Origin of the sequence: Amycolatopsis sp. FDAARGOS 1241, from assembly GCF_016889705.1 — a bacterium.
Taxonomy (GTDB): Bacteria; Actinomycetota; Actinomycetes; order Mycobacteriales; family Pseudonocardiaceae; genus Amycolatopsis.
In genome coordinates, this window is sequence record NZ_CP069526.1 from 4,198,371 (window position 1) to 4,222,640 (window position 24,270).

The window sequence follows — 24,270 nt, forward strand, 5'->3', positions numbered from 1 at the left end:
CTTGACTCAGGCACTCACCTCCTCCGACCAGGCCTCGGTGCTCGTCGACCCCGACGAGCACCGAGGTGGGACCGGGACCCTCCGGTTCGTCGCGACGAAGGTCGCCGAAGCGATCGCCAGCATCCTGCTCGTGATCGTGCTCGGCTTCCTGCTGTTCCGGCTCCTGCCCGGCGACCCCGTGGCGTTCATGGTCCGCGAACGGCCCACCGACCCCGCCCAGATCGCCGAACTGCGCGACCGCCTCGGCATCGACAAGCCCCTGCTCACCCAGTTCTGGGACTACTTCACCGGCCTGTTCCGCGGCGACTTCGGCACCTCCTACATCGAACGCCGGCCCGTGCTCGACATGATCGGCGAACGCCTGTGGCCCACGGTCCTGCTCGTCGGCAGCGCCACCGTGCTCGCCGTCGCCCTCGGGCTGTGGCTCGGCATCCGCGCCGCGTGGAAACGCGACAGCTTCTTCGACCGCACTCAGACCGGCATCGCCTTGACCCTGTGGTCGGTGCCGCAGTTCTGGCTCGGCCTGCTGCTGCTCGTCGTCACCGGCGGCCTGTTCCCCAGCCGCGGCATGCACTCACCCGACGCCGGCCCCGGCTTCCTCGCCCAGGGCCTCGACGTGCTGCACCACCTGGTCCTGCCGTGCGTGACGCTGCTGGCGGTGTTCTACGCGCAGTACATGCTGGTGATGCGCTCGTCGCTGCTGGGGGAGATGAACGCCGACTACCTCACCACTGCCCGCGCCAAGGGCCTGCGCGACGACCTCGTCCGCCGCCGCCACGCCGTGCCCAACGCGCTGCTGCCCACCGTGACGCTCGTGTTCATGCAGTTCGGCATGGTCGTCTCCGGCGCCGTCACCGTCGAGGCCGTGTTCTCCTGGCCCGGCCTCGGGCAGCTCACCTACGACGCCCTCCACGGCCCGGACCTGCCGGTGCTGCAAGGCGTCTTCGTCGTGCTCGCCGGCGCCGTCGTCCTGATGAACCTGCTCGCGGAACTGCTCTACCGCGTGCTCGACCCGAGGGTGCGCACCGCATGACCGCCCCCGCTCTGTCCGAGACCCCGCGCGCCATCGCGTGGCGCCGCCGCCGCGCCGGGATCACCCGCACCTGGCACGAGTTCGCCGGCCAGAAAGCCGCGCTCACCGGGTTGGTCCTGCTCGTGCTCACCGTCCTGCTCGCCCTGCTGCTGCCGGTCATCAGCGACTCCGACGGCCTCGACGTCACCAAAGCCACCGGCCACCCGCTCAGCCCACCCGACGGGCAGTTCTGGCTCGGCACCGACATCGACGGCCGCTCCGTGCTCCTGCTGACGATGTGGGGCACCCGCATCTCGCTGCTCGTCGGATTCGCCGCCACCGTGCTGTCCGTGCTCATCGGCACCGTCATCGGCATCACCGCCGCGCACTTCGGCGGCTGGCTCTCCACGATCCTGCTGCGGTTCACGGACTTCTTCCTCGTCCTGCCGTCACTGGTGCTCGCGATCGCGCTGTCGGCGGTCCTGCCCCAGGGCATCTGGACGATCGTGCTCGCCATCGGCGTCACCGCCTGGCCCAGCACCGCCCGGCTGGTGCGCGCCCAGACCCTCACCATCGAAAGCCGCCCCTACATCGAGCGCTCCCGCGCCCTCGGCGGCGGCCACCTGCACGTCGTCGGCAAACACGTCCTGCCCGGCGTCGCGCCCCTCGTACTCGCCAACACCACCCTCGTCGTCGGCAACTCGATCATCGCCGACGCAACCCTGTCGTTCCTCGGCGTCGGCGACCCCAGCTCCATCTCCTGGGGCGCGATGCTCGAGACCGCCCTCAACAACGGCGCCGTCAGCCGCGGGGCATGGTGGAACCTGCTCCCGCCGGGCCTCGCGATCGTGCTCGTCGTGCTGTTCTTCACCCTGGTCGGCCGCGGGCTGGAGACGGTGCTGAACCCCAGGCTCAAAGGACAACACTCGTGACCGCCCTGCTCGAACTCAAGAACCTCGGCGTCACCTACCGCACCGGCAGCGGCGACGTCCCCGCCGTCCGCGGCGTCGACCTGCGCCTGGAAGCCGGCGGCACGCTCGGCGTGGCGGGGGAGTCCGGCTCCGGCAAATCCACCGTCGCCATGAGCGTGCTGCGCCTGCTGCCGCGCAGCGCCCAGGTCACCGGCCAGATCCTGCTCGACGGAGAAGACGTCACCAGCATGCGCTGGGGCCGGCTGCGCGCAGTGCGCTGGGCCGAAGCGTCCGTGGTGTTCCAGGGCGCGATGCACGCCCTCAACCCCGTGCGCCGCATCGGCGAGCAGATCGCCGAACCCCTGCGCCTGCACCCGCCCGAAGACGGGCCGCAGCCCGGCGAGGCCAGGATCAAAGCCCGCGTCGCCGAACTGCTCGAACAGGTCGACCTCCCGCCCGCGCGCGCCGGCGCCTACCCCCACGAACTGTCGGGCGGACAGAAACAGCGCGTGATGATCGCGATGGCGCTGGCGTGCTCACCCCGCCTGGTGATCGCCGACGAACCCACCACCGCACTCGACGTGATCGTGCAGGCGCAGGTCCTCGAACTGCTGTCCAAGCTCGTCGCCGAGCAGGACATCGGGCTCGTGATGATCAGCCACGACCTGTCCGTGCTCGCCGCGACCTGCGAACGCATCGCCGTCATGTACGACGGGCAAGTCGTCGAGGAACGCCCCAGCGCCGAGCTCATGACCGACCCGCACCACGAGCACAGCCGCGCACTCGCCGCCGCGTTCCCCACCGTCGGCGACCCGGTGTCCCGTTTCGCCCCGGCCACCAGCACCCCGCTGCCCCCGGAACCCGAACACCGCGCCGGCCCGGGCGACACCCCGCTGCTCGAAGCGGTGGACCTGCACGTGAGCTTCCGCGACCGCACCGGCAAACGCATCCACGCCGTCAACGGCGTCGACCTCACGGTCGGCCGCGACGAGATCGTCGCGCTCGTCGGCCAGTCCGGCTCCGGCAAGACCACCCTCGCGCGCACGCTGCTGGGCCTGCAGAAAGCCGACTCCGGCGCCGTCCGCCACGAAGGGCAGCCCATCCCCACCGGCGGCGCCGCATTGCGGGCGTACCGGCGCAAGGTCCAGCTCGTGCTGCAGGACCCCACCAGCGCCCTCAACCCCGCCCACACCGTCTACGAAGCCGTGGCCGAAGGCCCGCGTATCCACGGCCTGCCCGCCGAACGCGACACCGTGCTGCGCGCCCTCGAAGCCGCCGAACTACGGCCCCCGGAGAAGTTCCTCGACCGCCTGCCCCACGAACTGTCCGGCGGCCAGCGCCAGCGCGTGGTCATCGCCGGCGCCCTGGCGCTCGAACCGGCCGTGCTCGTCGCCGACGAACCCGTCGCCTCCCTCGACGCATCCGTGCGCGGGGAGATCCTCGCCCTGCTGCTGCGGCTGCGCCGCGAACTCGGCCTCGCCGGGCTCGTGATCACCCACGACCTCGGCCTCGCCTGGAACATCGCCGACCGCGTCGCCGTGATGTACGGCGGCGAACTCGTCGAAACCGGCACCGTCGAACAGGTCCTGCTCGACCCCCGCCACGAGTACACCCGCTCCCTGCTCGCCGCCCTGCCCGGCGGCACCGCCCAACGCGCGGGAACCGGGCACTGACGTGGCCCGGGCAGTCACCTGGGACGGCTTCTTCAACACCCGAGACCTCGGCGACCTGCCGACTCGCGAGGGCGGCACCACCCGCCGCGCCGCCTTCTACCGCGCAGCCGACCTGCGGTTCGTCACCGGGACCGGCTGGGCCCAGGCACGGGCAGCCGGCCTCCGGACCGTGATCGACCTGCGCAACCCCGCCGAGATCCGGCCCCACGCAGAGCAGCCGGGGTTCGCCGGTTCGGCACGGCTGGCCGCCGACCCCAGCGGGGCCGTCACACCGCCCGGCATCACCCGCGTCGAAGTCCCGCTCGACGACGTCGACGACGTCGAGCTCTGGCGCTGCATCAGCGACGAAAAACTCGACGGCAGCCCGCTCTACTACCCGCTCTTCCTCCACCACAAAGGCGCGCGCTGCGCCGCGCTCATCGAGGCCATCGCCCGAACCGAACCCGGCGGCGTCCTGTTCCACTGCGGCTCCGGCCGGGATCGCGCCGGCTTGACCGCGCTCCTGCTGCTGTCCCTCGCCGACGTCGAACCCGAAGCCATCGCCGCCGACTACGACCTGTCCACCGAAGCGGTCCGGCCCTTCTACGCAGCACTCGGTGTCGCGGACCAAAGCCCGATGATCAGAGCCATCCTCACCCGGCGCGGCACCACCACCACCGACGCCCTGCTCACCACCCTCGACGGCTTCGACGCCCGCCAGTACCTCCTGGCGGCCGGTGCGAGCGCCGCCGCGCTGGACGAGGTCCGGCGCCGGCTCCTCACCGCGGCGTAGGGTCGAGCCGGCTCACGAGGACACAACCCGCTCCGACCAGGATCGACCGCGCGAAACCGGGCCAACCGCGCACACCGCGTGCGAACAGGTGCGCGAACACCGTCCGTGCGGGAGCCCGTGCGGTGAGGCGAAGATTCACCCGGTAATCTCCTGGATCGAAATGGCGACCACCACCGACTCCGCGCAGCCGTCCGTGATCAGCGCCCCGGACGCGCAGCTTTTCACGCCCTCGCGGTTCCCGTACCGCACGATCGCGATGGGCACCATCGGGACCACGCTGCTCATGCTCGCCGCGCTCGGCGCCGGTGGCATCCTGATCCGCGACCCCGTCCTCGGCCACGGCCCGCTGTCGTGGATCCGCTACGGCCACGGCCGCGCGCTCGCCAACGGGCTGCTCTACCTCGGCTTCGCGCTCGTCGTGTGGGCGTGGGTCCGCCTCGGCCGCTACGTGCTCGCCGGCCGCATCGGCAGCAAGCCCATCCTGGTCGCCGCGCTGTGCTGGATGGCTCCCCTGCTGGTGTCGCCGCCGCTGTTCACCCGCGACGTGTTCTCCTACCTCGGCCAGGGCGCCCAGCTGCTCTACGGGCTCGACCCGTACGCCAACGGCCCCGCCGAACTCGACGTGCTGCCCAACGTCGTGCAGAACGTGCACCCCCTGTGGCAGACCACCCCCGCCCCGTACGGGCCGCTGTTCCTGCTGATCTCCAAGGGCATCGTGTCCGTCACGCAGGACAACATGATCGCCGGCGTGATCCTCACCCGCGTCGTCCTGCTCGTCGGGCTCGGCATGACGCTGTGGGCGCTGCCGCGGCTCGTCAAGCACCTCGGCGGCAAACTGCCCGTGGCGCTGTGGCTCGCGGTCGCCAGCCCGATGATGGTCATCCACCTCTTCGGCGGCCCCCACAACGACCTGATGATGCTCGGGTTCCTCACCACCGGCGTCCTCGCCGCGCTCGAACGCAAGCACGTCGTCGCGGTCGTGCTCGTCACCATCGGCATGCTCATCAAACCGACCGCCGCCGTCGCGCTGCCCTTTCTCGTGTGGATGTGGGCCGCGAACATGAGCGGTGAGTCGAAGGTGAAGAACTTCTTCAAGGCCGGCGCCGCGTCCGTCGGGCTCTTCCTGCCCGTGTTCGTCGCCGGCACCTGGCTCTCGCTCGGCTCGCTCAACCTCGGCTGGTGGTCGGGCCTCAAGGCACCCCAGCTCATCGCGAACTGGCTCAACTTCCCGACCGGCATCGGCGAAGCCGTGTACAACCTCGTGCACCTCGTCGCCAACGTCCCGTCCTCGCCGTTCGTGACGGTCGCCCGCGCCCTCGCCATGCTCGCCCTGGCCGCCTTCGGCATCCGCCAGTGGTGGCTCTCCCGCGACGGCGGCCCCCAGGCCGTCTACCGCGCCGCCATCACCCTGCTGGCCGTCGCGATCCTCATGCCGCCGACCCTGCCGTGGTACCTCACGTGGGGCTTCGTGCTCATCTCGGCGTTCCCCTGGGAGCGGCGCAACCTCTCCGCGGTCGTGGCGGTGTCGGTCTTCGTCACCCTCGTCTACTACCCGACTGGCGAACAGGCCCTCTACGACTGGTGGTTCATCGCGATCGTCGTCGTGGTCAGCCTCTACGCGGCCGCGTCCCTGCTGCGACCGGACCCGCTGGGTCTCATCACGGCGTGGCGGAAACCGCGGGACGAAGAGTTCCTCCCCGCGGCTCCGACGACCGCCTCTCTCGACTAGGGCCGTCCGAGGGCGTCGGCGAACAACGGCGCGACCTTCTTCACCACCGCTTGGCCTGCCGCCTTGCCCGTTCCGAATTTGCCCTTGTAGACCAATGACTCCGCACGGTCGCCGTTGGCGATCACCAGCACACAGACGTTGACCTTGATTCCATCGGTCGGCGCTGCGCAGAACCCGTACTGCGCATCCGCCACCTTCGGCGCCGTGAACTCGCCGATGGAACCGAAGTCTTCGTCCTTGATCGTCACGTGGCCGCAGGCGAGCGCCTTCTTCACGCCAGCCACGATCTGGGCTCCCGTGTAGCCGTCGTACTCGGCCACGAGCTGTGCGATCTGCCCGTTCTGGTCGCCCGAGCGTGCCTGCGCACCCAGCTTCGCCTTCGAGTCCCACGGCTGCGGCACCCCACAGGCGTACACCAGCCGCAACGGCGTGGTCGCGCCGATGATGTATTCGACGGGCTGCACATACTCGTCCTGCCCGACCTCCGCCAACTCATTCTCGGTCGGCAGCAACCGCTCGAGCGTCGGCGGATGCACCACCGACGAAGGGGGCGCGTTGCTCGACACGGGCGACGGCTTCGGTGCCGAACCGACCGGCGGCTGCGCCGAACCGGAGGAACACCCCACGGCCAGCACCGCAAGACCGGACAACACCACCGTTTTCCACAAGATCCGTCTGTGCACGGCACCAAGATCGTCGATCACCGGATGACTGTTACGAAGCCGCCCAGCCGCGCCAGGACCGGACCACCGTGGACACCACCGCGTGCTCCGGCGGATGCTCCGTGTACTGCGGGTACTTCGCCACCAGCCACGACACCGGTTCGGCGCGCGAGGAGGCGTCCAGCACGCGGGCCACGCCGTCCGCACGGGCCCACCACAGCTGCGTCCAGTCGTCGGAGTAGACGTCGACCAGGAAGGTCACCGACGGGTTCTCCGCGATGTTCGCCAGGCGCCGCAGGGAGGTCGTGGACTTGGGTTTGTGATCGACCGCGAAGACGATCTCGTCGCCGGCCACGGCGAAGGTCACCGGGACCAGGTGCGGGACGCCGGAGGCCGACGCGGTCGCGAGGCGGGCCACCCGCGAAGCGGCGAAGCGGGCCCGTGCTTCCGAAGCGGACAGGCGCATGATCAGGCCAGGGCGGGGGAGTCGAGGGTGATCGTGGCGAGTTCGGTGTCCAGCGACGCCCGCGCGCCCAGCGGCAGCGTCGGCGACGACGCCACGTGCCCGAACCCGAAGTCGCCCAGCACCGGGACCTCCAGGGGTGCCAGGCGCTCCAGCAGCAGCGCGCGGATCTCCGCCGGATCGCCGCACGCGGCCCACGAACCGAGCACCACCGCGCGCGCCCCGGCGAACCAGCCGGAACGCAGCAGCTGCGTGAGCATCCGGTCGATCCGGTAGGCGCTCTCGGTCACGTCCTCCAGCAGCACGATCCCGTCGTGCGCCGAACCCCGCTCCGGCGTGCCCACGCCCGCGGCGAGCAGCGACAGGTTCCCGCCCACCAGCACGCCCGACGCGCGGCCCGGCACGAGCACGTCCGAGCCTGGGGCGCGCAGCACGCGGGTGCGTTCGGGTTCGAACAGCGTGTGCCGAAGGTGTTCGGCCGCCGCCTCGTCGAACAGGACCGAAGCCGGCATGGGGCAGAACAGCGTGGCCAGGTCCAGGTGCGTCGCGACGGCGCGGTGCAGCGCGGTCACATCGGACGACCCGGCCAGCACCTTCGGTCCGGCCGCGCGCAGCGCGGACCAGTCGAGGAGCTCCAGCATCCGCTGCGCGCCGTACCCGCCACGCGCGGCCAGGACACACGCGACCTCCGGGTCGAGCCACGCATCGGTGAACTCGGCCGCCCGCACCTCGTCCGGCGCCGACAGGTACCCGGCCCCCGAGCCGCGCACCGCGTCACCCACGCGGACCTTCACGCCCCACCCGCGCAGCACGGGCAGCGCCGCGTCGAGCAGGTCCGGCGCGACCGGCCCGGACGGCGCGATCAGCGCCACCGTGTCACCCGCCACCAACCGTGGTGGTCTCATCGCGCGAGTTCCAGCTTCGGCACGTCGGGCGTCGCGAACCCGAACACCTGCCCGTAGAACGACAGCTCCGCCTCCAGCGCCGTCACGATCGTCTCCGCACGCCGGAACCCGTGCTGCTCACCCGGGAACCGCAGGTAGGCGTGTTCGACGCCGCTGCCGGCCAAGCCCGCGACGAACCGGTCCGCCTGCTCCGGCGGGCAGATCTGGTCCTCCAGCCCCTGCAGGAACAACACCGGGCCGGCCAGCGACCCCGCGTGCGTGATCGGCGAGCGCTCCCGATAGCGCTGCTCGGTCTCCGGGTACGGCCCGACCAGCCCCTCGAGGTACTGCGACTCGAAATCGTGGGTTTCGCCGCCCGCGCCGGTCCAGGTCGCGAGGTCGAGGATCGGGAACTTGATCGTCGCGGCCGCGTAGGTGCGGGTCATCGTGATCGACGCCGCCGAGGTGAACCCGCCCGCGCTGCCGCCGCGGATCGCCAGGCGCGCCGCGTCGGCCGAGCCCTCGGCCACGAGCGCCTCGGCCACCGCGACGCAGTCCTGGACGTCCACGACCCCCCACTGCTCGCGCAGCCGCTCGCGGAACGCCCGGCCGTAGCCGGTCGACCCGCCGTAGTTCACCGCCACGACGCCGATGCCGCGGCTGGTGAAGTACGCGACGGTCAGGTCCAGCGCCGCGTCACTGCGCCCGGTCGGCCCGCCGTGCACGTGGACCAGGTAGGGCGGCCGCTCACCCTCGGGCGCGACGAAGTCCGGGTTGGCCGGCGGGAACACGAACGCGGGGATCCGGGCGCCGTCGGCCGCGGTGAACACGCGCTCCTGCGGCACCGGCAGGTACTCCTTCGCCGGCAGGTCGGCCGGCTGCGGCGTCAGCGCCGTCCAGGTGCCCGCCCCGAGATCGACGCGCACCACGGCGCTCTCGCGGTCGGCGCCGGCCGCGATCCCCGCGACCCCACCCGGCACGGCGGCCAGCCCCGAGGCCGACCACTCGCTCAGCTCCTCGGCCACGCGCGTCACCGAACCGTCGTGCTCGTCGAGCACCGCCAGCTGCCCCGACGCGAGGACGGCGTGCCGGCCGCCACCCAGCGGGGTGAACCAGCTCGCCCCGAGCTTCCACATCGCGCCGCCGAACTCCTGCTCCACCGGCGCCAGGTTCGTCACCGACCCGTCGAGCGAGATGCGGTGCAGGTTCCACCAGCCTTCCGGGTCCAGCAGCGCCAGCAGCGCGTCCGCTGTCTCCCACTCCAGCTGGCACACCGCGACGTCCCGGCCACCGGCGAGCACCTTGGCCGCCCCGAACACGCCGTCCGCGCCGACCGGCGCGACGAACAGCTCCGTGCCGTCCCACGGCATCGCCGGGTGGTCCCAGGCCAGCCACGCCGCGTGCGCGCCGTCGGGTGAAAGCTGTGGGGCGGTGAAAAACCGATGCCCCTCGACCAGGACGCGCTCGGGGGCGCCGGCGAGCGAGATCGCCACGAGCTCCCGCGCGATGTCCGTGCGCCGCGGGCCGGTGCTGCGCTCGCGCACCGCCCACACCTCACCCTCGCGCCCGGGACGCAGGTCGCCGTAGCGCACGCCCTGCGGCTCGGCCGGTTCCGGCGTCAGCGGCGTCACCACGCCGTCGACGGAGGCGTAGACGCGCTGGTCGGCCCAGTGCGTGAACACCACCACCCCGCCGGCCACCACCCAGGGCCGGCCGCCGTAATCGTGGACGCGGTTGCGCAGGTTCCACGGCGCCGGCAGCACGTCCTCGACGCCACCGCCCGGCACCTCCCGCACCAGGGCCACCCGGCCGCCCTCCGCGGGACGCGCTTCGGCCCACCACAGCTCGTCACCGACCGTCGTGAGCCACTGCGCGCCTCCCCCCGCCGCCGCGACGTCCGCTGCCGAAACGGGTGAGGTCCAGGTTCCGTATGCAGAGATCTGTGGCACCCGGAAAGCCTAACGGCGATCCGCAGCGTGTCCGCACCCGCACGTACCGCACCGAAATCCCGCCAACCAGGGGCGGCGGATGCCGATCAAGCGCCTGTGGCCTAGGGTCGGGGGTGCTATGTCTCGCGTAATCCACGTCTTCCGCAAGCCCGACCGGTTCGTCGCCGGAACCGTCGGCGAGCCCGGCGATCGCACGTTCTACCTCCAGGCGTCGGAAGATGTCAGGACGATCAGCGTGACGATCGAGAAACAGCAGGTGGCCGTACTCGCCGAGCGCCTCAGCTCGCTGCTGGAGGAGGTCGCCAGCCGCTTCGGCGCCGACGTGCCCGCCGACGTTCCCGAGGACCAGCTCGACGTGGACCCGCTCACGGTGCCCGTCGAGGAGGAGTTCCGCGTCGGGACCATGGGCCTGGGCTGGGACGCCGACTCCAGCGCCGTTGTGATCGAACTGCTCGCGATCACCGAAGGTGAGGTCGACGAGACCGTCGTGCTCGACGACACCGAGGAAGGGCCCGACGCCGTGCGGGTCTTCCTCACGCCGGTTGCCGCCCGCGCGTTCGCCGAGCGCGCCGACCGCGTCGTCAACGCCGGCCGCAAGCCCTGCCCGCTGTGCGGCGAGCCCCTCGATCCCACCGGGCACATCTGCCCGCGGCAGAACGGCTACCGCCGCGACGTCGACGTGGCCGAGGACTGAGGCCGAGCGTGGCGACCACCGCTCCGGAGCCGACGGACCCCGCCGCCCGCGAGTTCGTCACCCACGGGCGCATCGACGTCGAGGGCCGGCTCGTCGACGCCTCCAACGTCACGCTCTTCTGCGCGATCGAGCTCGACGGCGTCACCGGCCGCGTGGTGTACAAGCCAGTGTCGGGCGAGCGGCCGCTGTGGGACTTCCCCGACGGCACGCTCGCCGGCCGCGAAGTCGCGACCGCCATGATCGCCGACCGCAGCGGGCTCGGCGCCATCCCGCCCACGGTGCTGCGCGACGGGCCGTTCGGACCCGGCATGGTCCAGCTGTGGGTGGAGACCGCCGAAGAGGACGAGCTCGTCGACGTCTGCGCGCCCGACGAGGTCCCCGAAGGCTGGCGCACCGTGCTGCACGCCCACGACCGGCTCGGTGAACCGGCGGTGCTGGTCCACGCCGACCACCCCGGCATGCGCGAGCTGGCCGTGCTCGACGTCGTCGTGAACAACACCGACCGCAAGGGCGGGCACCTGCTCGCCGGTACCGACGGCCGCGTCTACGGCGTGGACCACGGCATCTGCCTGCACACCGACCCCAAGCTACGGACCGTGCTGTGGGGCTGGATCGGTGAACCCCTCGGCGCCGAGACCGCGGAGAAGCTGCGGAAGCTGCGCTCGGACCTCGACGGGCAGCTCGGCGCCGCCCTCGGTGAGCACCTGACCACGTTCGAGATCCGCGCCCTCGAACAACGCACCGACTTCCTGCTCGCCGAGGCCGTCTTCCCCGAACCGGGCGACGACTGGCGCGCCATCCCCTGGCCGCTGTTCTGACCGACGCGCTCGACACCGCCGCCCGCGCCCGCCTGCTCGACCGGTTCGGTCCCGCGGTCGAACCGTGGTGCGACGGGCTGCCCGCCCTCGTCACGCGCCTGGCCACCCGCTGGGACCTCACCGTGCGCGAGGCCCGCCCGGGCAACACGGGCCGCACGCTGCTGTGCGACAGCCCGGCCGGACCGCGCGTGCTGAAACTCTGCCCCGACCCCGCGATCGTGTCGGCCGAAGCCACGGCGCTGCGGGCGTGGGCATCCCTCCCGCGGGTCGTGCAGGTGCTCGACACCGACCTCGCCGAAGGTGCGCTCCTGCTCGAAGGCCTCACTCCCGGCACCACCCTGACCGACGCCGAGATCCCGTGGGACCAGGTCCGCGACCTGCTCGGCCAGCTCCACGGCGTGCCGGTCACCGGCGCGTTCCCGACCCAGCTCGAGCGCGTCCACGCGATGTTCGACCTCGCCGAACGCCGCCTGCGCGGCTCGGGCGCCGAAGCGCACTTGCCGTGGCAGCTGCTGCACACCGGCCGCGCCCGCGCCGCCATGCTCGCCACGACCGGTCCGATCGCCCTCGTCCACGGCGACCTGCACCCCGGCAACGTCCTCGACGCCGGGCCGGATCGCGGCATCGTCGCCATCGACCCGCGCCCGTGCCACGGCGATGCCGCGTTCGACGCCGTCGACTGGGCCTACCTGACGCTGTCGGCCGGCGGCACCCTCGACGACGGCCTCGCCCTCCTGCCCGACCCCGCCCGCACCCGCGCATGGTGCGTGGCCCTCGCTCCGCTTGTCGCGATGGGACCTCTGCGCCGTACGGGCCCGACCCCGTTCACCGACGCGGTGCTACGGCTCGCGGCGTAAGGAACTCCCCAGGCCGACCCACCCGCCCGGCGTGGCGCGACGACGCGGCCCCTCCACGGCACTAGCGTGCACGGCCGTGCGCTCACATTCCTACGACGACGTGCTGGCCGGTCCGCGCAAGCGGAAGGTGCCCGAGGTACCGGCCGAGCCGGGACTCGTGGTGGAGGACCCCGCCAGCGGTTACTGCGGTGCGGTCGTGAAGATCGAGCACGGAAACGTCGTCCTCGAGGACGCGAAAGGCCGCCACCGCGTGTTCCCGCTCGGGCCGGCGGCGTTTCTGCTGGAGGGCAAACCCGTCACGCTCGTGCCGGTCCGCAAGACCGCGGCACCGGTGCGGCGGGTGTCGGCGTCGGGATCGGTGAAGGTGCCGGGCCTGCAGGCCCGCGTCGCCCGGGATTCGCGGATCTGGGTGGAGGGCAAGCACGACGCGGAGCTCGTCGAACGCGTTTGGGGCCACGACCTGCGGGTCGAGGGGGTGGTCGTCGAACCGCTGGACGGCGTCGACGTGCTGGCGGAGCGGATCGCCGAATTCGGCACCGGGCCGGGACGCCGGCTCGGCGTGCTCGTCGACCACCTCGTCAAGGGCAGCAAGGAGTCCCGGCTGGTCGGGCAGATCCACGACGAGCAGGTGCTCGTGACCGGTCACCCGTACGTGGACATCTGGCAGGCGGTGAAGCCCGCGGCCGTCGGCATCCGCGCGTGGCCCGAGATCCCGCGCGGCGTGGAATGGAAGGCCGGCATCTGCGAGGCGCTCGGCTGGGGCGAGACCTACGAGGGCTGGCAACGGGTTCTCGCGGCGGTGAGCAGTTTCCGCGACCTCGAGACCCCGCTCATCGGCGCCGTCGAGCGGCTCATCGACTTCGTCACCGAACCCGCCGGATGAGCGTCCGATGTGTCCGGTTCGTGCAAGGTTACGCGTCGGTCACGTCGAGTCACTTGCCCGGTGCGAACCGGCGCGATCTGAGAGCATGAGCACATGGCAGCGGCACTGATCTGGCTGATCATCGGCATCGTCCTGATGATCGCCGAAGTCATCTCCGGCGACTTCGTGCTGATCATGCTCGGCATCGCCGCCCTGCTGGGTGCCGGGTCCGAAGCGATCACCGGGAACATCTTCATCGACGTCGCCGTGTTCGCCGTCAGTTCCGTCGGGCTCCTCGCGCTCGCCCGGCCCGCGCTCAAGCGCCGCTTCCTCGCCGGCTCCCACGTGCGCACGGGCACCGACGCGCTCATCGGCGTCCGCGCCGTTGTTGTGTCCACAGTGGACTTCGATGCCGGCCGGGTGAAGATCGGGGGAGAGGTGTGGTCCGCGCGCGCCGTGCACGAGTCGCAGCCGCCGATCGCGCCCGGCACCAGCGTCACCGTCGTCGAGATCTCCGGTGCCACCGCCGTGGTGGACGTCTTGTCGTGACTTCGCCGGAACGTCGGAAATCGGTACTAGGTAAGGGGAAACGCTCTTGTCGACTATAGCGATCGTCGTGGTCGCGCTACTGGCACTGTTCGTCATCATCACAGTGGTCAAGGCGATCATGGTGGTGCCACAGGCCCAGTCGGCGGTGATCGAGCGCCTCGGCCGGTTCCGCACAGTCGCCTCGCCCGGCCTGACTTTCCTGGTGCCCTTCCTGGACAAGGTCCGCGCCCGGATCGACCTGCGCGAGCAGGTCGTCTCGTTCCCGCCGCAGCCGGTGATCACCGAGGACAACCTGACGGTCAACATCGACACCGTCGTGTACTTCCAGGTCACCGACTCGCGCGCCGCGGTGTACGAGATCTCCAACTACATCATCGGTGTCGAGCAGCTCACCACCACCACCTTGCGCAACGTGGTCGGTGGCATGAGCCTTGAGGAGACGCTGACCTCCCGCGACGCCATCAACAGCCAGCTGCGCGGCGTGCTCGACGAGGCCACCGGCCGCTGGGGCATCCGCGTGGCACGCGTGGAGCTCAAGGCGATCGAGCCGCCGCCGTCGATCCAGGACTCGATGGAAAAGCAGATGCGCGCCGACCGCGAGAAGCGCGCGATGATCCTCACCGCCGAAGGTCAGCGGGAGTCGTCGATCAAGACGGCGGAAGGCCAGAAGCAGAGCCAGATCCTCGCCGCGGAAGGCCAGAAGCAGGCGGCGATCCTCGCGGCCGAGGCCGAACGGCAGTCCCGCATCCTGCGGGCGCAGGGTGAACGCGCCGCCCGTTACCTGCAGGCGCAGGGCCAGGCGAAGGCCATCGAAAAGGTGTTCGCCGCCATCAAGGCCGGCCGCCCGACGCCCGAGGTGCTCGCCTACCAGTACCTGCAGACCCTGCCGCAGATGGCGCAGGGCGACGCGAACAAGGTCTGGATGATCCCGAGCGACTACGGCAAGGCCCTCGAAGGCTTCGCCCGCGCGCTCGGCGCCCCGGGCGACGACGGCGTGTTCCGCTACGAACCGCCGAAGGACGACACCCCCGAAAAGCCCGATCTCGAGGACGACGAGGTCGCCGGCTGGTTCGACACCACCAGCGACCCGAAGGTCGCCGAGGCCGTCGCCGCCGCGGAAGCCGTGGCGCGCAAGGAAGTCCCGGGCCCGCTCGGCACCCCAGAGCACCCGCACCGCCGCGGCATCGGCGGCCCGTCGCCCACCTTGCAGGCCGGGTCGGTCGAGGCGCAGGAGGAAGCCGAACCGCCGGTGCCGCCCACGCCCGAACCACCGCAGGGACCGGCGGGCGGGGCGCCGTCCACTCCGCCGCCGGGTATGCAGCACCAGGGCCCGCCTTCGCTCCCGCAGCCGCAGCCCCCGACGGCCCCGCCGGGCGGCCCCTACCAGGGCCCGCCGCAGCAGTTCGGCGGCGGCCGGCAAGGGCCGGGCACCGGCCCGTTCCCGCACCAGGGCCCGTTCGGTGGCCCGCAAGGCGGCCCGCCGCCGCAGGGCCGCTGACACCCTCGAACACGAAGTGGGGCACCGGAGAAATCCGGTGCCCCACCTTTTTTCGCCGGTCAGCGCGCGTACACGCTCATGTCCGCGATGTTCGCCTTCGACCGGTCCGGCAGCATGGCCACGCACAGGACCGTCACCACGGCCGAGAGCACGATGTAGATCGACACCGAGTACGGCGTCCCGGTCTCGTGCAGCAGCCACGTCGCCAGCAGCGGCGCCGGACCGCCCGCGAACACCGAGGCGAGCTGGTAACCCAGGCCGGCCCCGCCGTAGCGCAGGTGCGTCGGGAAGCTCTCCCCGATGAGCGCCGCCTGCGGCCCGTACTGCATCGAGTGCGCGACCAGCGACACGATCACGGCAATGAAGACCAACGCGTGCCCGCCGTGGGTGAGCGCCGTGAAGTACGGGAACGCGATGACCCCGGTGAGCACGGAACCGGTCAGGTACACCCGCTTCCGCCCGACTTGGTCGGACAGCTGCGAGAACAGCGGGATCAGCACCAGCTCGGCGGCGGCGCCGACGAGCACCGCGTTGAGGATGAACGTCTTGCTGAACTCCGGGCGCTCCACCACGTATACGAGCACGAAACTGGTGAACAGGTAGAACGGCATCTGCTCGCTGAAGCGCAGCCCCGCCGACAGCAGGATCTCGCGCCAGTGGTGGCGCACCGCGTCCTTCACCGGTGCCTTCGACGTCTTCTTGTTCGCCACCACCGCCGCGAACATCGGCGTCTCGAGGATCCGCAGCCGGATCACCAGGCCGATGGCCACGAGCACAAGGCTGAGCAGGAACGGGATCCGCCAGCCCCACGAATTGAACTGCTGGGGCGAGAGCGTCGCCGACAGCAGCGTCATGCCACCGGTGCCGAGCACCAACCCGACCGGGACGCCGATTTGCGCGAAACTCCCCAGGAGCCCGCGCTTGCGCTGATTGCCCCACTCCATCGCGAGCAGTACGGATCCGCTCCACTCACCGCCGATCGCGATGCCCTGGATCAACCGCAGCAGCACCAGGATCAACGGTGCGGCGATCCCGATCGCGGCCGTGCCCGGCAACACTCCGACGACAGCCGAGGACAGGCCCATCAGCAGCAGCGTGATGATCAGCGTCGCCTTGCGCCCGAGCCGGTCGCCCCAGTGCCCGAAGATCGCCGCCCCGACCGGCCGCGCCGCGAACCCGACGGCGTAGGTCGCGAACGACTGCATCGCCCCCGCGTACCCCGAGGAGGCGGGGAAGAACAAGTGCGGGAAAACGAGCGCCGCGGCGGTGTTGTAGAGGAAGAAGTCGTACCATTCGATCGTCGTGCCGATCGAGCCGGCGAGCGCCGCCCGCCGCACCTGAATCCGGCGGTCCCCGGAGGAAGCCTTGACCGACTGGCTGACTTCGTTGTCACCTAGAACCATTGCTGCACACCTCTCGTGACAGACGTCACCCTGTAGTGTGAGGCACCGGCGCTGGTTCCGCCGATTCGTAGCGAAGGACCCGGCATGGTCCTTTCGTTCTGTCACCCACTGTGTCCGGAATCCACCCGACAGGTACCCCGTGGATCGATCTTCCGCCGTGTCCTGCGCGCGGTGTGCCTACGCCCAGCTGGGACAGGCACGAACGAAAACCGGCAGTGATACTCGGGGCAGGCCTTCCGGCACCGTCCACCGTCCACCCGGGATTCGCCGGGAGCCACCACCATTTCTTGCCGGGTCCGGTTGTGCCCGGCGAAAACGTGAAGGAGAACCAGAAAATGGCGAGCACCGGCACGACGGCCGCCCCCGCGGTGCGAACCGGGCACTGCCTGTGCGGCTCGATCGCCTACCGGTTTGAGGCGGAGCCCGAACTCGTCGTCCTGTGCCACTGCGAGGAGTGCCAGCGCCACACCGGCTCGGCGTTCTCGGAGAACGTCCTGGTCGCCCGCGACGCGGTGAAGATCGAAGGCACGCCGAAGTCCCACCAGACCACCGGAACCGAGAACGGCCACCTGCGCGACCGGCTGTTCTGCAGCGATTGCGGCACACCGATCTTCACGATTCTCCACGAGACACCCGGCATCCTGATCGTCAAAGGCGGCACCCTCGACGACCGGTCGTGGCTGGCCCCGACCGCAGAGGTGTGGGGCCGCCGCGCGCAGCCGTGGGTCGAACCGAACCCGGCGCGCGTGCGCTTCGACGGCGACGCGAAATAATTCCCGCGCGAATTCGCGGCCGGCCTGAATTGGCGGCGATGCGCGGAATCAAGCGCCTTTCATCGAGTGTGGTGTACCGGCGGAAATGCCGGCACACCACCCGGCTCCGTTTCCGGTGACGCGAGGCCGGCGCTGCTCCGGGCCGGCGTCACCGCCCGGCGAAGCAGCCCGGAGCAGCCTCGCCGGCGAAGCGGCCGGGTACCGCGTGCTCGCCGCCCCGGCGGCATGAGCACACCGGCCACCTTGACACGTAGGAATTCTCCTACCTATTGTTGCGGTCATGACCGTCTCCCGCATCCAGTTCGTCACCGTGCCCGTGGCCGATCAGGCCGCTGCCCGGGACTTCTACGTCGGCAAGCTCGGCCTCGACGTCGTCGTCGACCGTGCCGGCCCCGCCGGGCGGTTCGTGATGGTGGCGCCGAAGGGCGCGCAGACGGGCCTGGTGCTCGTCGACTACCCGATCAGCGGGGTGCACCTGGCCGGGCCCCTGCACTTCCAGCTCGACACGAGCGACCTCGATGCCGACATCACGGCGTTGCGCGCCAACGGGGTCGACGTCCCCGAACCGCAGACGATGCCCTGGGGCCGGGCGACCTCGATCAAGGACCTCGACGGCAACGGCGTCGGCCTGCTCGAGCCTTCGGCGTTCGGCAACCGGCCGAACTGAGCGCCGTGCCCGTCAACGACGACGTCTTCGCCGCATTGGCCAACCCGGCGCGGCGCGAGGTCCTGCGGCTGCTGCTCGACGGCCCGATGGCCGCGGGCGATCTCGCCGAGCGCTTCGCCATGCGCCGCCCCAGCCTGTCGGAGCACCTGCGCGTGCTGCGCGAAGCCGGCCTGGTCACCGAGCAGCGGACCGGGCGCCACCGCGTCTACTCGCTCGAAGCCGGCCCGCTCGAGGAAGTGACGCAGTGGCTGAGCCCGTTCGAGCAGTTCTGGCGCACGAAGCTCGCCGCCCTGCGCGACCTGCTCGACGAGGAGGATCTGTGACCGCGACCCCGGAGGACCCGACGGCGATCCACGTCGACCAATTCCTCCCGCACCCCGCCCGCAAGGTGTGGCGCGCGCTGACCGAGCCCGACTTGCTCGAACGGTGGCTGACCATGCCCAACGACATCAAACCCGTGGTGGGGCACCGGTTCGAGCTGCTCGCCGAGCCCGTGCCCGCCGCCGGGTTCGCGGGCGGGCCGGTGCAGTGCGAGGTGCTCGTGGCCGATCCCGAGCGTGAGCTCAGCATCCGGTGGGGTCCGCAGTGGACCGTCACGTGGCGGCTCGTCCCGGAAGGCCGCGGCACGCGGCTGTTCCTCACCCACGAAGGCTTCGACCCGGACGATGAGTTCCAGCGCGCCGCACGGCGGATCATGGGCGGCGGCTGGCGCTCGCACGTGCGCCGGGCGCTGGAACGCGTGCTCAGCGTGCTTCCCGGCTGAGCCCGGCTACGATCAGGCACCGTGACGGAGTCCAAACCGCTGCGCGCCGACGCCCGGCGCAACCGGGCGAAGGTGCTCGAAGCCGCGGAAACGGTGTTCGCGGCCAAAGGCACCGGTGCCCCGACCGAGGAGGTCGCGCGCGAGGCGGGCGTGGGCGTCGGCACGGTGTTCCGGCACTTCCCGACGAAGGAAGCCCTGCTCGAAGCCGTGCTGTTCGCGCGGCTGCACCGCTTCGTCGACGAGGCCGAGAGCGTCGTCGCGCGGGACTCGCCCGACGCCGGCGCCGCGTTCTTCACCTTCCTCACCAGCTGGATCGAGATGTCCAGCGCGAAGAACGCTTACTTCGAAGCCCTCAGCGCAGCCGGGGTGAGCGTGCCGACCGCGGGCTCCGTCGTCGGCGCCCGCCTGCTCGATGCCCTGGGGATGCTGCTGCGCCGCGCTCAGGACGCCGGCGCGGTGCGCCCGGACGTCACCGTCGGCGAGCTGATCCCGGTGATCATCGGCACGGCCAAGGCGGCCGAGCACGTCGGCACCGACTGCGGCCTGCGGAACCGCGTCGTCGCGATCCTGTTCGACGGCCTGCGGCCCGCGATGTCAGTGGCGCACCGCGCCTGAAGCCGGCCCGAACGGCTCCAGCTTCGGGCGTTTCGGGCTCATCGCGTCGCCCGATGACTCGCCGCGCAGCCGCCGCCGCACCCACGGCCACGCGTGCTCGCGGCCCCACTGCAGGTTCGCCGCCCGCCGTTCCCGGGCACTAAACGGGGGTCGCGGCCCCAGCTGGGCCGGGGTGAGCTCGTGCGGCACCCCGAGGACGTCGAGCACCGCGATGGCGATTTCCAGGTGGCCCTTGCCGTTGAGGTGCAGCCGGTCGGGCGCCCACATCCGCCGGTCCCGCAGCTGCCGCATCGACCACATGTCCACCAGCAGCGCGCTGTGGCGGGCGGCGATGCCGCGCACGTGCTCGTTGTAGATCGCGACGCGTCCGCGCATCTGCCGGAACAGCGCGTCCTCCACCCCGTCGACGCCGGTGAACAGCACGACCCGCGCGCCGGTGCCGCGCAGCCGGGAGACGGCGAGCTCGTAGGAGTCGGTGAGGGCGTCGATGTCGGCCTTGGGCCGCATCAGGTCGTTGCCGCCCGCGTAGAGGGTGACCAGGTCCGGTTCCATCGCGACCGCCGGTTCGACCTGCTCGGCCAGCACCTGCGGCAGCAGCTTGCCGCGGATGGCGAGGTTGGCGTAGCGGAAGTCCGGTTCCCGCGCGGCGAGCACCTCCGCGACGCGGTCGGCCCAGCCGCGCACCCCGTTCGGCGCGGTCGGGTCGGCGTCGCCGACCCCTTCGGTGAAGGAGTCACCCAGAGATACCAAGCGGTTGGTCATATCGGGCACCCTAATGCAGCCTGAATCGTGCCCCGATGGGTAGCGGTGTCACAGAGTGACGAGATTCGCTGAGATTTCTCCACGGATGGCTGAACTATTGGGAGTCTCCCAACGTTGTTGCCAGTGTGAGATCACGATCCGGTCACCGCCGGTCCCGGCACGGTGCGATGGCCCTCGCCATCGTCGCAGGTGCGGGACTCGCCGCGGGGTACGTCACCGTCCAGAAGGGCGCGACCGCGTCCGCCGCCGGCAGCAACGAGGCGGGGAAGGTGGCCCATTCGCGGTCGGGCTCGGGAGGCCAGGCCGCCGAGGCGACGGTGAAGGCCGCGCCGGCCGGCACGGCACCGGCCCTGCCGCCGAGCATCATGCCGTTCAACGCGAAGCTGACGTCGAAGGACATCCCGGTCGCCGGCGGGGGCGTGCGCGGCGGCGGTTGCAGCGGCTCGCTGATCGCGCCGGACTGGATCATCACCGCCGGGCACTGCTTCCACGACCTCGACGGCACCCGCGTCGGCGGCACCCCGCGCTACCACATGGCCGTGGCCGTCGGGAAGATCAACGACCAGGACCCGCGCGGGCACGTGGTGCAGGCCGTGGACGTGCGCCAGTCGCCGGTCAACGACCTCGCGCTGGTCAAGCTGAGCGAGCCGATCACCGACATCACCCCGCTGACCCTGCCCACCGGCCCGCCGAAGGTCGGGGAGAAGGTGGACTTCGTCGGCTGGGGGTCGCTCTCGGCCACCGTCGTCGCGCCGGCCGACCACATGAAGCGCGGACACTTCCAGGTGGAGCAGATCCACCACACGGAGCTGCAGATGACGCCGCTGGAGGCGCGGACGGTCGAGAACAGCCCGTGCCACGACGACTCGGGCTCGCCGTTCTTCGTCCCCGACGGCGACCAGCACGGCCGGCTCGTCGCGATCGAGGACAACGGGCCCGACTGCCCCCAGCCCGGGCTCGAGACCACCGCCCGCGTCGACACGATCCTCGACTGGATTCACGAGCAGATGGGCTGAGCTCGGGGCTCAAGCGCTGATCTTGCGGGCGCGGTGGTCGGCGACGTTGACCCGCGTGCCGCAGCGCGTCGAGCAGAACCGGCGACGTCCGTTGCGGGAGGTGTCGACGAACGCGATCCCGCAACCCTCGCGTGCGCAGACACCGAGCCGGTCGGGTGCTTCGCACACCAGGTGCGCGAGCCCGCCGACCGAGTGCGCCTGCACCCGGCCCACCGCTCCGGCGTGCTCGCTGGCGTAGTGCAGGTGCGGAGGTTTGCCGTCGTGGCTGGAGATGTGGGGCCGGAACGCCGCGGTGGCGAGCAGGTGGTTGACCAGGTCCACCCGTTCACTCGGGTCCGCGGCGAAGACCGCGCGGAGCTTGCGGCCCCAGGCGAGGATCCGCGCGGCCTCGTCGCCGGTCAGCCCGGCCAGCGACATGCCGTGGTCCCGGCACGTGTGCAGCACGTCGTCACCGGTGGGGCGCTCGCCCCGCACGAGCGTCGCCAGGGCCGCGGCCACTTGCGCGCCCGACCCTCCGTAAGGGTTGAAGTGCACTGACTCATTACAGCACGATCGGGGCATGGACGAAAACCGTTGCCCTCGCTGTGGCTGGCCGCTGGCTGACCTGCCGGCGTCCGCCGTCGCTCCCGGTTCCCGCGGTAGCGGCGCCGACTACGTGCGCTGCCTGTGCGGCAGCTGGATCGCGCGCCTGGGCGGCGTGGTGGTCGGGTCGACGCGGCCGATCACCAGTGAGCGGGCCGGGTGAGCCGCTTCGGCAGCCGGGTCTTCGCGTCGCCGCGGGCGGCGTTGACCTGCGACTGGGTGAGGAACAGGCAGCCGGTGAAGTCCGCGCCCCGCACGTCCGCGTCGCGCAGGTCCGCCCCGATCAGGTCGGCCTGGCGAAGATCGGCGCGCCGCAGGTCCGCGGCGATGAGGTAGGCCCCGCGCAGGGTCGCGCCCCGCAGGTCCGCGCCCGCGAGCTTGGCGCCGATCAGGTCGGCACCGCGGCGGTTCTTCTTCTTGGTGGTGGTTCCGCGGACGAGTTCACTCGTGCGCTGCAGCAGCACGTCGACGCGGGCGCGCTGCCCGGCGACGTCGGTCGTGAGCAGGGCATCCGGATCGGCCTGGGTGAGCAGTTCGGTCTCGGCGAGCGCGGCGTCGAGGTCGGCGTGCAGCTCGCGGGCGGCTTCGAGCGAACGGGCTTCGGTGAGGTACCACAGCAGTTCGTGCACTTGGCGCATCACGGGCAGGGCGGCGAACATCTGCTTCGCACGAGCGGGCTCGGCCCGCCAGTCGTGGCCGCCGAACGTCACCTGGGAGACCTGCTGGCCCGCGCCGAAGCAGTCGTAGACCGCGCAGCCGGGGAAACCCTTGTCCCGCAAGCGGTCGTGGATGCCGCAGCCGAAGTCCGGCCGCAGGTTCGGGCACGGGTTGCCGGCGGCCTTGTCGAGCGCGAAGTCGGCCGAGCGCGTGAAGGTCAGCGCGACGCAGCAGAGGCCGAAGCAGCTGCCGCAGTCGGCGGTGAGCGTGGGGTGGGACAACGGTTCTCCTGCTGATGGGTCTTTCTGCAGCCTAGTGACTAGGCCTCGGGCTGGAACCAGCTGCTCGCCACCAGGTCAACAGCGCTGCGTTCGGGAGCGCGGGCGGCGTGGTCGTAGGTCTGCTGAGTGGTGTCGATGCTGCTGTGACCGACGTCGGCCTGGACGTGCACCAGCTGGGCCCCCGCCTCGACGGCCGTGGTGACGTAGAAGTGGCGCAGCGCGTGCGGGTGCATGGCGCCGGCGATCGGTTCCAGCTCCGTCCCGCCGCTCGCGGTGATGCGCCGCAGCAGCTGCCAGATCGCCTGGCGCTGGTAGCGGTTGCCGGTGCGCGTCTCCAGGAGCGGCGTCGCGGGCGCGTGCCTCTGCTGCGTGCGGCGCTCCACGGTGGTCTCGCACGAGGCCGCAGCGGTGTCGCGGGCCTTCAGGTAGGCCAGCAGCGCGTTCTCGGCCGGCGCGCTCAAGTAGACGACGCGGGTCTTGCCGCCCTTCCCGAGCACCCGCAATGCGCGCCGGCCCCGCGTCACGTGCAGGTCCGCGCGGTCCAGCGCGCACAGTTCGCTCACGCGCAGCCCGAGCGTGAACAGCGCGACCACGGCCACCGCACGAGCGGTGTCCACCGGGCTCGCCCCGCGGCGCGGGGTGCCGGCGGCGCGGTAGAGCGCGCGGACCTGCCGCGTGGTCAGCGTGACGGTGCCCGACGTGCTGCTCGCGGCCGTCGTGAGGCCGAGCCGCCGCCGGTTGAGTGCGGCGGGGTTGCCGGCGACGAGCCCGACGTCGGCGAGGTAGCCGTAGAGCGCCTTGACGGTCGCGAGCATCCGGTCGCGCGTGGCGGGTGCGGCACCGGCGGTGGCGAGGGTGTCGAGCCAGCTCTTGACCTCGGCCGACGTGGCGGCTGCCGGGTCGAGGCCACGGGTCACGCACCAGCGGAACCAGTGGTGCGCGCGCAGCCGGCCGCGGGGCGCGGGCGGGGGAGCCGAGGTGGGTGTAGGGGTGACGCCCGTGAGCCGCAAGGCGTCGGCGTAGCGGAAAACGGCGTCGCGCCAGGCTTCCGTCGTGACTGCCACCGGTTCGGGTCGCGATGGTGTGCGGACCCAGTCGGCTAGGTCGGCGGCGGTGACCGGAAGTCCGAGCCCTTCGGCGTAGGTGCGGCGGGTGGCCTGGTTTCCGTAGCCGGCGAGCCAGTCGGCGATCGCGGCGAGGAGGGCACCGGGGTCGGAGACGCCGGGCCACACCTCGGCGTCGGCCGGAAGGGGGTACCCAGTTTTCAGCCCGCCGTCGGCCGGCTCGATCGGGTCCGCAATCTCACTTACAGCCAATGGTCCGCCACTCTCCGCCGATGGTTTCGCGCTTCGACGATCTTAGCAACAAAAGCTCTTTTCTGTAGCTAACCTGTGTAATAAGTTGATTAACTTCAACCC

The 24,270-nt window shown here is 71.4% G+C and carries 26 protein-coding genes; 17 read left to right on the forward strand and 9 right to left on the reverse strand.

Annotated elements, in window-relative coordinates; genetic code table 11:
• Position 1: 1 nt before the first annotated feature.
• The 5 genes from I6J71_RS20615 (at position 2) to mptB (ending at position 6,097) form a co-directional block, all read left to right on the forward strand.
• On the forward strand, positions 2 to 1,033 hold the full coding sequence (locus I6J71_RS20615) for an ABC transporter permease (protein ID WP_204096193.1): 1,032 nt from the start codon (positions 2 to 4) through the stop codon (positions 1,031 to 1,033).
• Positions 1,030 to 1,944, forward strand: coding sequence for an ABC transporter permease (locus I6J71_RS20620; RefSeq protein ID WP_204096194.1), 915 nt, complete (start codon positions 1,030 to 1,032; stop codon positions 1,942 to 1,944). The genes I6J71_RS20615 and I6J71_RS20620 overlap by 4 nt, the downstream gene beginning before the upstream one ends.
• Positions 1,941 to 3,596: an ABC transporter ATP-binding protein gene (gene nikE, locus I6J71_RS20625; RefSeq protein ID WP_239155098.1), complete on the forward strand. Its 1,656-nt coding sequence runs from the start codon at positions 1,941 to 1,943 to the stop codon at positions 3,594 to 3,596. The genes I6J71_RS20620 and nikE overlap by 4 nt, the downstream gene beginning before the upstream one ends.
• Before the next feature lies 1 nt (position 3,597).
• On the forward strand, positions 3,598 to 4,368 hold the full coding sequence (locus tag I6J71_RS20630; protein WP_204096196.1) for a tyrosine-protein phosphatase: 771 nt from the start codon (positions 3,598 to 3,600) through the stop codon (positions 4,366 to 4,368).
• A gap of 160 nt (positions 4,369 to 4,528) precedes the next feature.
• Complete coding sequence (gene mptB, locus I6J71_RS20635; protein ID WP_204096197.1) at positions 4,529 to 6,097, forward strand: polyprenol phosphomannose-dependent alpha 1,6 mannosyltransferase MptB; 1,569 nt, start codon at positions 4,529 to 4,531, stop codon at positions 6,095 to 6,097.
• Here the strand turns inward: mptB and I6J71_RS20640 are convergent.
• Genes I6J71_RS20640 through I6J71_RS20655 form a run of 4 tightly spaced genes read right to left on the reverse strand, consistent with a single transcriptional unit; the run spans position 6,094 to position 10,055 of the window.
• A complete protein-coding gene (locus I6J71_RS20640) occupies positions 6,094 to 6,801 on the reverse strand; it encodes a hypothetical protein (protein ID WP_204096198.1) in 708 nt (235 codons plus the stop codon). The two genes, mptB and I6J71_RS20640, sit on opposite strands and share 4 nt — an antisense overlap.
• Before the next feature lie 10 nt (positions 6,802 to 6,811).
• Positions 6,812 to 7,225, reverse strand: coding sequence for a TIGR03668 family PPOX class F420-dependent oxidoreductase (locus tag I6J71_RS20645; protein ID WP_204096199.1), 414 nt, complete (start codon positions 7,223 to 7,225; stop codon positions 6,812 to 6,814).
• Positions 7,226 to 7,227: 2 nt separating this feature from the next.
• On the reverse strand, positions 7,228 to 8,127 hold the full coding sequence (locus tag I6J71_RS20650; RefSeq protein WP_204096200.1) for an LD-carboxypeptidase: 900 nt from the start codon (positions 8,125 to 8,127) through the stop codon (positions 7,228 to 7,230).
• The gene (locus I6J71_RS20655; protein ID WP_204096201.1) at positions 8,124 to 10,055 is read right to left on the reverse strand and encodes a prolyl oligopeptidase family serine peptidase; all 1,932 of its coding nucleotides are present in this window, start codon (positions 10,053 to 10,055) and stop codon (positions 8,124 to 8,126) included. The genes I6J71_RS20650 and I6J71_RS20655 overlap by 4 nt, the downstream gene beginning before the upstream one ends.
• Before the next feature lie 118 nt (positions 10,056 to 10,173).
• On the opposite strand from I6J71_RS20655, the gene I6J71_RS20660 reads away from it, so the two are divergent.
• The 6 genes from I6J71_RS20660 to I6J71_RS20685 all read left to right on the forward strand — a co-directional run bounded on the left by I6J71_RS20660 (position 10,174) and on the right by I6J71_RS20685 (position 15,333).
• Positions 10,174 to 10,749: a DUF3090 domain-containing protein gene (locus I6J71_RS20660; RefSeq protein WP_204096202.1), complete on the forward strand. Its 576-nt coding sequence runs from the start codon at positions 10,174 to 10,176 to the stop codon at positions 10,747 to 10,749.
• Between the two features lie 8 nt (positions 10,750 to 10,757).
• Positions 10,758 to 11,567 carry an SCO1664 family protein gene (locus I6J71_RS20665; RefSeq protein WP_204096203.1) on the forward strand — a complete coding sequence of 270 codons (810 nt, stop codon included), beginning with the start codon at positions 10,758 to 10,760 and terminating at the stop codon, positions 11,565 to 11,567.
• Positions 11,552 to 12,424: an aminoglycoside phosphotransferase family protein gene (locus tag I6J71_RS20670; protein WP_204097163.1), complete on the forward strand. Its 873-nt coding sequence runs from the start codon at positions 11,552 to 11,554 to the stop codon at positions 12,422 to 12,424. The genes I6J71_RS20665 and I6J71_RS20670 overlap by 16 nt, the downstream gene beginning before the upstream one ends.
• Before the next feature lie 76 nt (positions 12,425 to 12,500).
• The gene (locus tag I6J71_RS20675; protein ID WP_204096204.1) at positions 12,501 to 13,307 is read left to right on the forward strand and encodes a DUF3097 domain-containing protein; all 807 of its coding nucleotides are present in this window, start codon (positions 12,501 to 12,503) and stop codon (positions 13,305 to 13,307) included.
• Positions 13,308 to 13,400: 93 nt separating this feature from the next.
• Positions 13,401 to 13,835 (forward strand): NfeD family protein, encoded by a 435-nt coding sequence (locus I6J71_RS20680; protein WP_204096205.1) that lies wholly within the window; start codon positions 13,401 to 13,403, stop codon positions 13,833 to 13,835.
• 118 nt (positions 13,836 to 13,953) lie between these two features.
• Positions 13,954 to 15,333 carry an SPFH domain-containing protein gene (locus I6J71_RS20685; protein ID WP_370542221.1) on the forward strand — a complete coding sequence of 460 codons (1,380 nt, stop codon included), beginning with the start codon at positions 13,954 to 13,956 and terminating at the stop codon, positions 15,331 to 15,333.
• A 59-nt stretch (positions 15,334 to 15,392) separates the two neighbouring features.
• Here I6J71_RS20685 and I6J71_RS20690 read toward each other — a convergent pair whose 3' ends face one another.
• Positions 15,393 to 16,736, reverse strand: coding sequence for an MFS transporter (locus tag I6J71_RS20690; protein ID WP_204096206.1), 1,344 nt, complete (start codon positions 16,734 to 16,736; stop codon positions 15,393 to 15,395).
• A gap of 335 nt (positions 16,737 to 17,071) precedes the next feature.
• Here I6J71_RS20690 and I6J71_RS20695 point away from each other — a divergent pair, with 335 nt between their 5' ends.
• The 5 genes from I6J71_RS20695 to I6J71_RS20715 all read left to right on the forward strand — a co-directional run bounded on the left by I6J71_RS20695 (position 17,072) and on the right by I6J71_RS20715 (position 19,554).
• On the forward strand, positions 17,072 to 17,509 hold the full coding sequence (locus I6J71_RS20695) for a GFA family protein (RefSeq protein ID WP_204096207.1): 438 nt from the start codon (positions 17,072 to 17,074) through the stop codon (positions 17,507 to 17,509).
• 280 nt (positions 17,510 to 17,789) lie between these two features.
• On the forward strand, positions 17,790 to 18,176 hold the full coding sequence (locus I6J71_RS20700; RefSeq protein WP_204096208.1) for a VOC family protein: 387 nt from the start codon (positions 17,790 to 17,792) through the stop codon (positions 18,174 to 18,176).
• 5 nt (positions 18,177 to 18,181) lie between these two features.
• Positions 18,182 to 18,499 carry a helix-turn-helix transcriptional regulator gene (locus I6J71_RS20705; RefSeq protein ID WP_204096209.1) on the forward strand — a complete coding sequence of 106 codons (318 nt, stop codon included), beginning with the start codon at positions 18,182 to 18,184 and terminating at the stop codon, positions 18,497 to 18,499.
• Positions 18,496 to 18,939 carry an SRPBCC domain-containing protein gene (locus tag I6J71_RS20710; RefSeq protein WP_204096210.1) on the forward strand — a complete coding sequence of 148 codons (444 nt, stop codon included), beginning with the start codon at positions 18,496 to 18,498 and terminating at the stop codon, positions 18,937 to 18,939. Before I6J71_RS20705 ends, I6J71_RS20710 begins: the two co-directional genes overlap by 4 nt.
• 21 nt (positions 18,940 to 18,960) lie before the next feature.
• On the forward strand, positions 18,961 to 19,554 hold the full coding sequence (locus I6J71_RS20715) for a TetR/AcrR family transcriptional regulator (RefSeq protein WP_204096211.1): 594 nt from the start codon (positions 18,961 to 18,963) through the stop codon (positions 19,552 to 19,554).
• Here the strand turns inward: I6J71_RS20715 and I6J71_RS20720 are convergent.
• Positions 19,534 to 20,316 carry an SGNH/GDSL hydrolase family protein gene (locus I6J71_RS20720; protein WP_204096212.1) on the reverse strand — a complete coding sequence of 261 codons (783 nt, stop codon included), beginning with the start codon at positions 20,314 to 20,316 and terminating at the stop codon, positions 19,534 to 19,536. The two genes, I6J71_RS20715 and I6J71_RS20720, sit on opposite strands and share 21 nt — an antisense overlap.
• A 167-nt stretch (positions 20,317 to 20,483) precedes the next feature.
• Between I6J71_RS20720 and I6J71_RS20725 the strand changes: the two genes are divergently transcribed.
• Positions 20,484 to 21,332, forward strand: coding sequence for a trypsin-like serine protease (locus I6J71_RS20725; protein ID WP_204096213.1), 849 nt, complete (start codon positions 20,484 to 20,486; stop codon positions 21,330 to 21,332).
• Between the two features lie 9 nt (positions 21,333 to 21,341).
• On the opposite strand, the gene I6J71_RS20730 is transcribed toward I6J71_RS20725, so the two are convergent.
• From I6J71_RS20730 to I6J71_RS20740, 3 genes are all read right to left on the reverse strand, one after another.
• Positions 21,342 to 21,866, reverse strand: a complete 525-nt coding sequence (locus tag I6J71_RS20730; RefSeq protein ID WP_204096214.1) for a CGNR zinc finger domain-containing protein — start codon at positions 21,864 to 21,866, stop codon at positions 21,342 to 21,344.
• A 188-nt stretch (positions 21,867 to 22,054) separates the two neighbouring features.
• On the reverse strand, positions 22,055 to 22,852 hold the full coding sequence (locus I6J71_RS20735; protein WP_204096215.1) for a pentapeptide repeat-containing protein: 798 nt from the start codon (positions 22,850 to 22,852) through the stop codon (positions 22,055 to 22,057).
• A gap of 38 nt (positions 22,853 to 22,890) precedes the next feature.
• The gene (locus I6J71_RS20740) at positions 22,891 to 24,168 is read right to left on the reverse strand and encodes a tyrosine-type recombinase/integrase (protein ID WP_239155100.1); all 1,278 of its coding nucleotides are present in this window, start codon (positions 24,166 to 24,168) and stop codon (positions 22,891 to 22,893) included.
• Between the last annotated feature and the right edge of the window lie 102 nt (positions 24,169 to 24,270).

Excerpts from the sequence above, each read along its gene's own strand:
- I6J71_RS20620 (WP_204096194.1), top strand. The coding sequence starts at position 1,030 with ATGACCGCCCCCGCTCTGTCCGAGACCCCGCGCGCCATCGCGTGGCGC.
- mptB (WP_204096197.1), top strand. The coding sequence starts at position 4,529 with ATGGCGACCACCACCGACTCCGCGCAGCCGTCCGTGATCAGCGCCCCG.
- I6J71_RS20645 (WP_204096199.1), bottom strand. The coding sequence starts at position 7,225 with ATGCGCCTGTCCGCTTCGGAAGCACGGGCCCGCTTCGCCGCTTCGCGG.
- I6J71_RS20650 (WP_204096200.1), bottom strand. The coding sequence starts at position 8,127 with ATGAGACCACCACGGTTGGTGGCGGGTGACACGGTGGCGCTGATCGCG.
- I6J71_RS20660 (WP_204096202.1), top strand. The coding sequence starts at position 10,174 with ATGTCTCGCGTAATCCACGTCTTCCGCAAGCCCGACCGGTTCGTCGCC.
- I6J71_RS20680 (WP_204096205.1), top strand. The coding sequence starts at position 13,401 with ATGGCAGCGGCACTGATCTGGCTGATCATCGGCATCGTCCTGATGATC.
- I6J71_RS20685 (WP_370542221.1), top strand. The coding sequence starts at position 13,954 with ATGGTGGTGCCACAGGCCCAGTCGGCGGTGATCGAGCGCCTCGGCCGG.
- I6J71_RS20690 (WP_204096206.1), bottom strand. The coding sequence starts at position 16,736 with ATGGTTCTAGGTGACAACGAAGTCAGCCAGTCGGTCAAGGCTTCCTCC.
- I6J71_RS20695 (WP_204096207.1), top strand. The coding sequence starts at position 17,072 with ATGGCGAGCACCGGCACGACGGCCGCCCCCGCGGTGCGAACCGGGCAC.
- I6J71_RS20700 (WP_204096208.1), top strand. The coding sequence starts at position 17,790 with ATGACCGTCTCCCGCATCCAGTTCGTCACCGTGCCCGTGGCCGATCAG.
- I6J71_RS20720 (WP_204096212.1), bottom strand. The coding sequence starts at position 20,316 with ATGACCAACCGCTTGGTATCTCTGGGTGACTCCTTCACCGAAGGGGTC.
- I6J71_RS20725 (WP_204096213.1), top strand. The coding sequence starts at position 20,484 with ATGGCCCTCGCCATCGTCGCAGGTGCGGGACTCGCCGCGGGGTACGTC.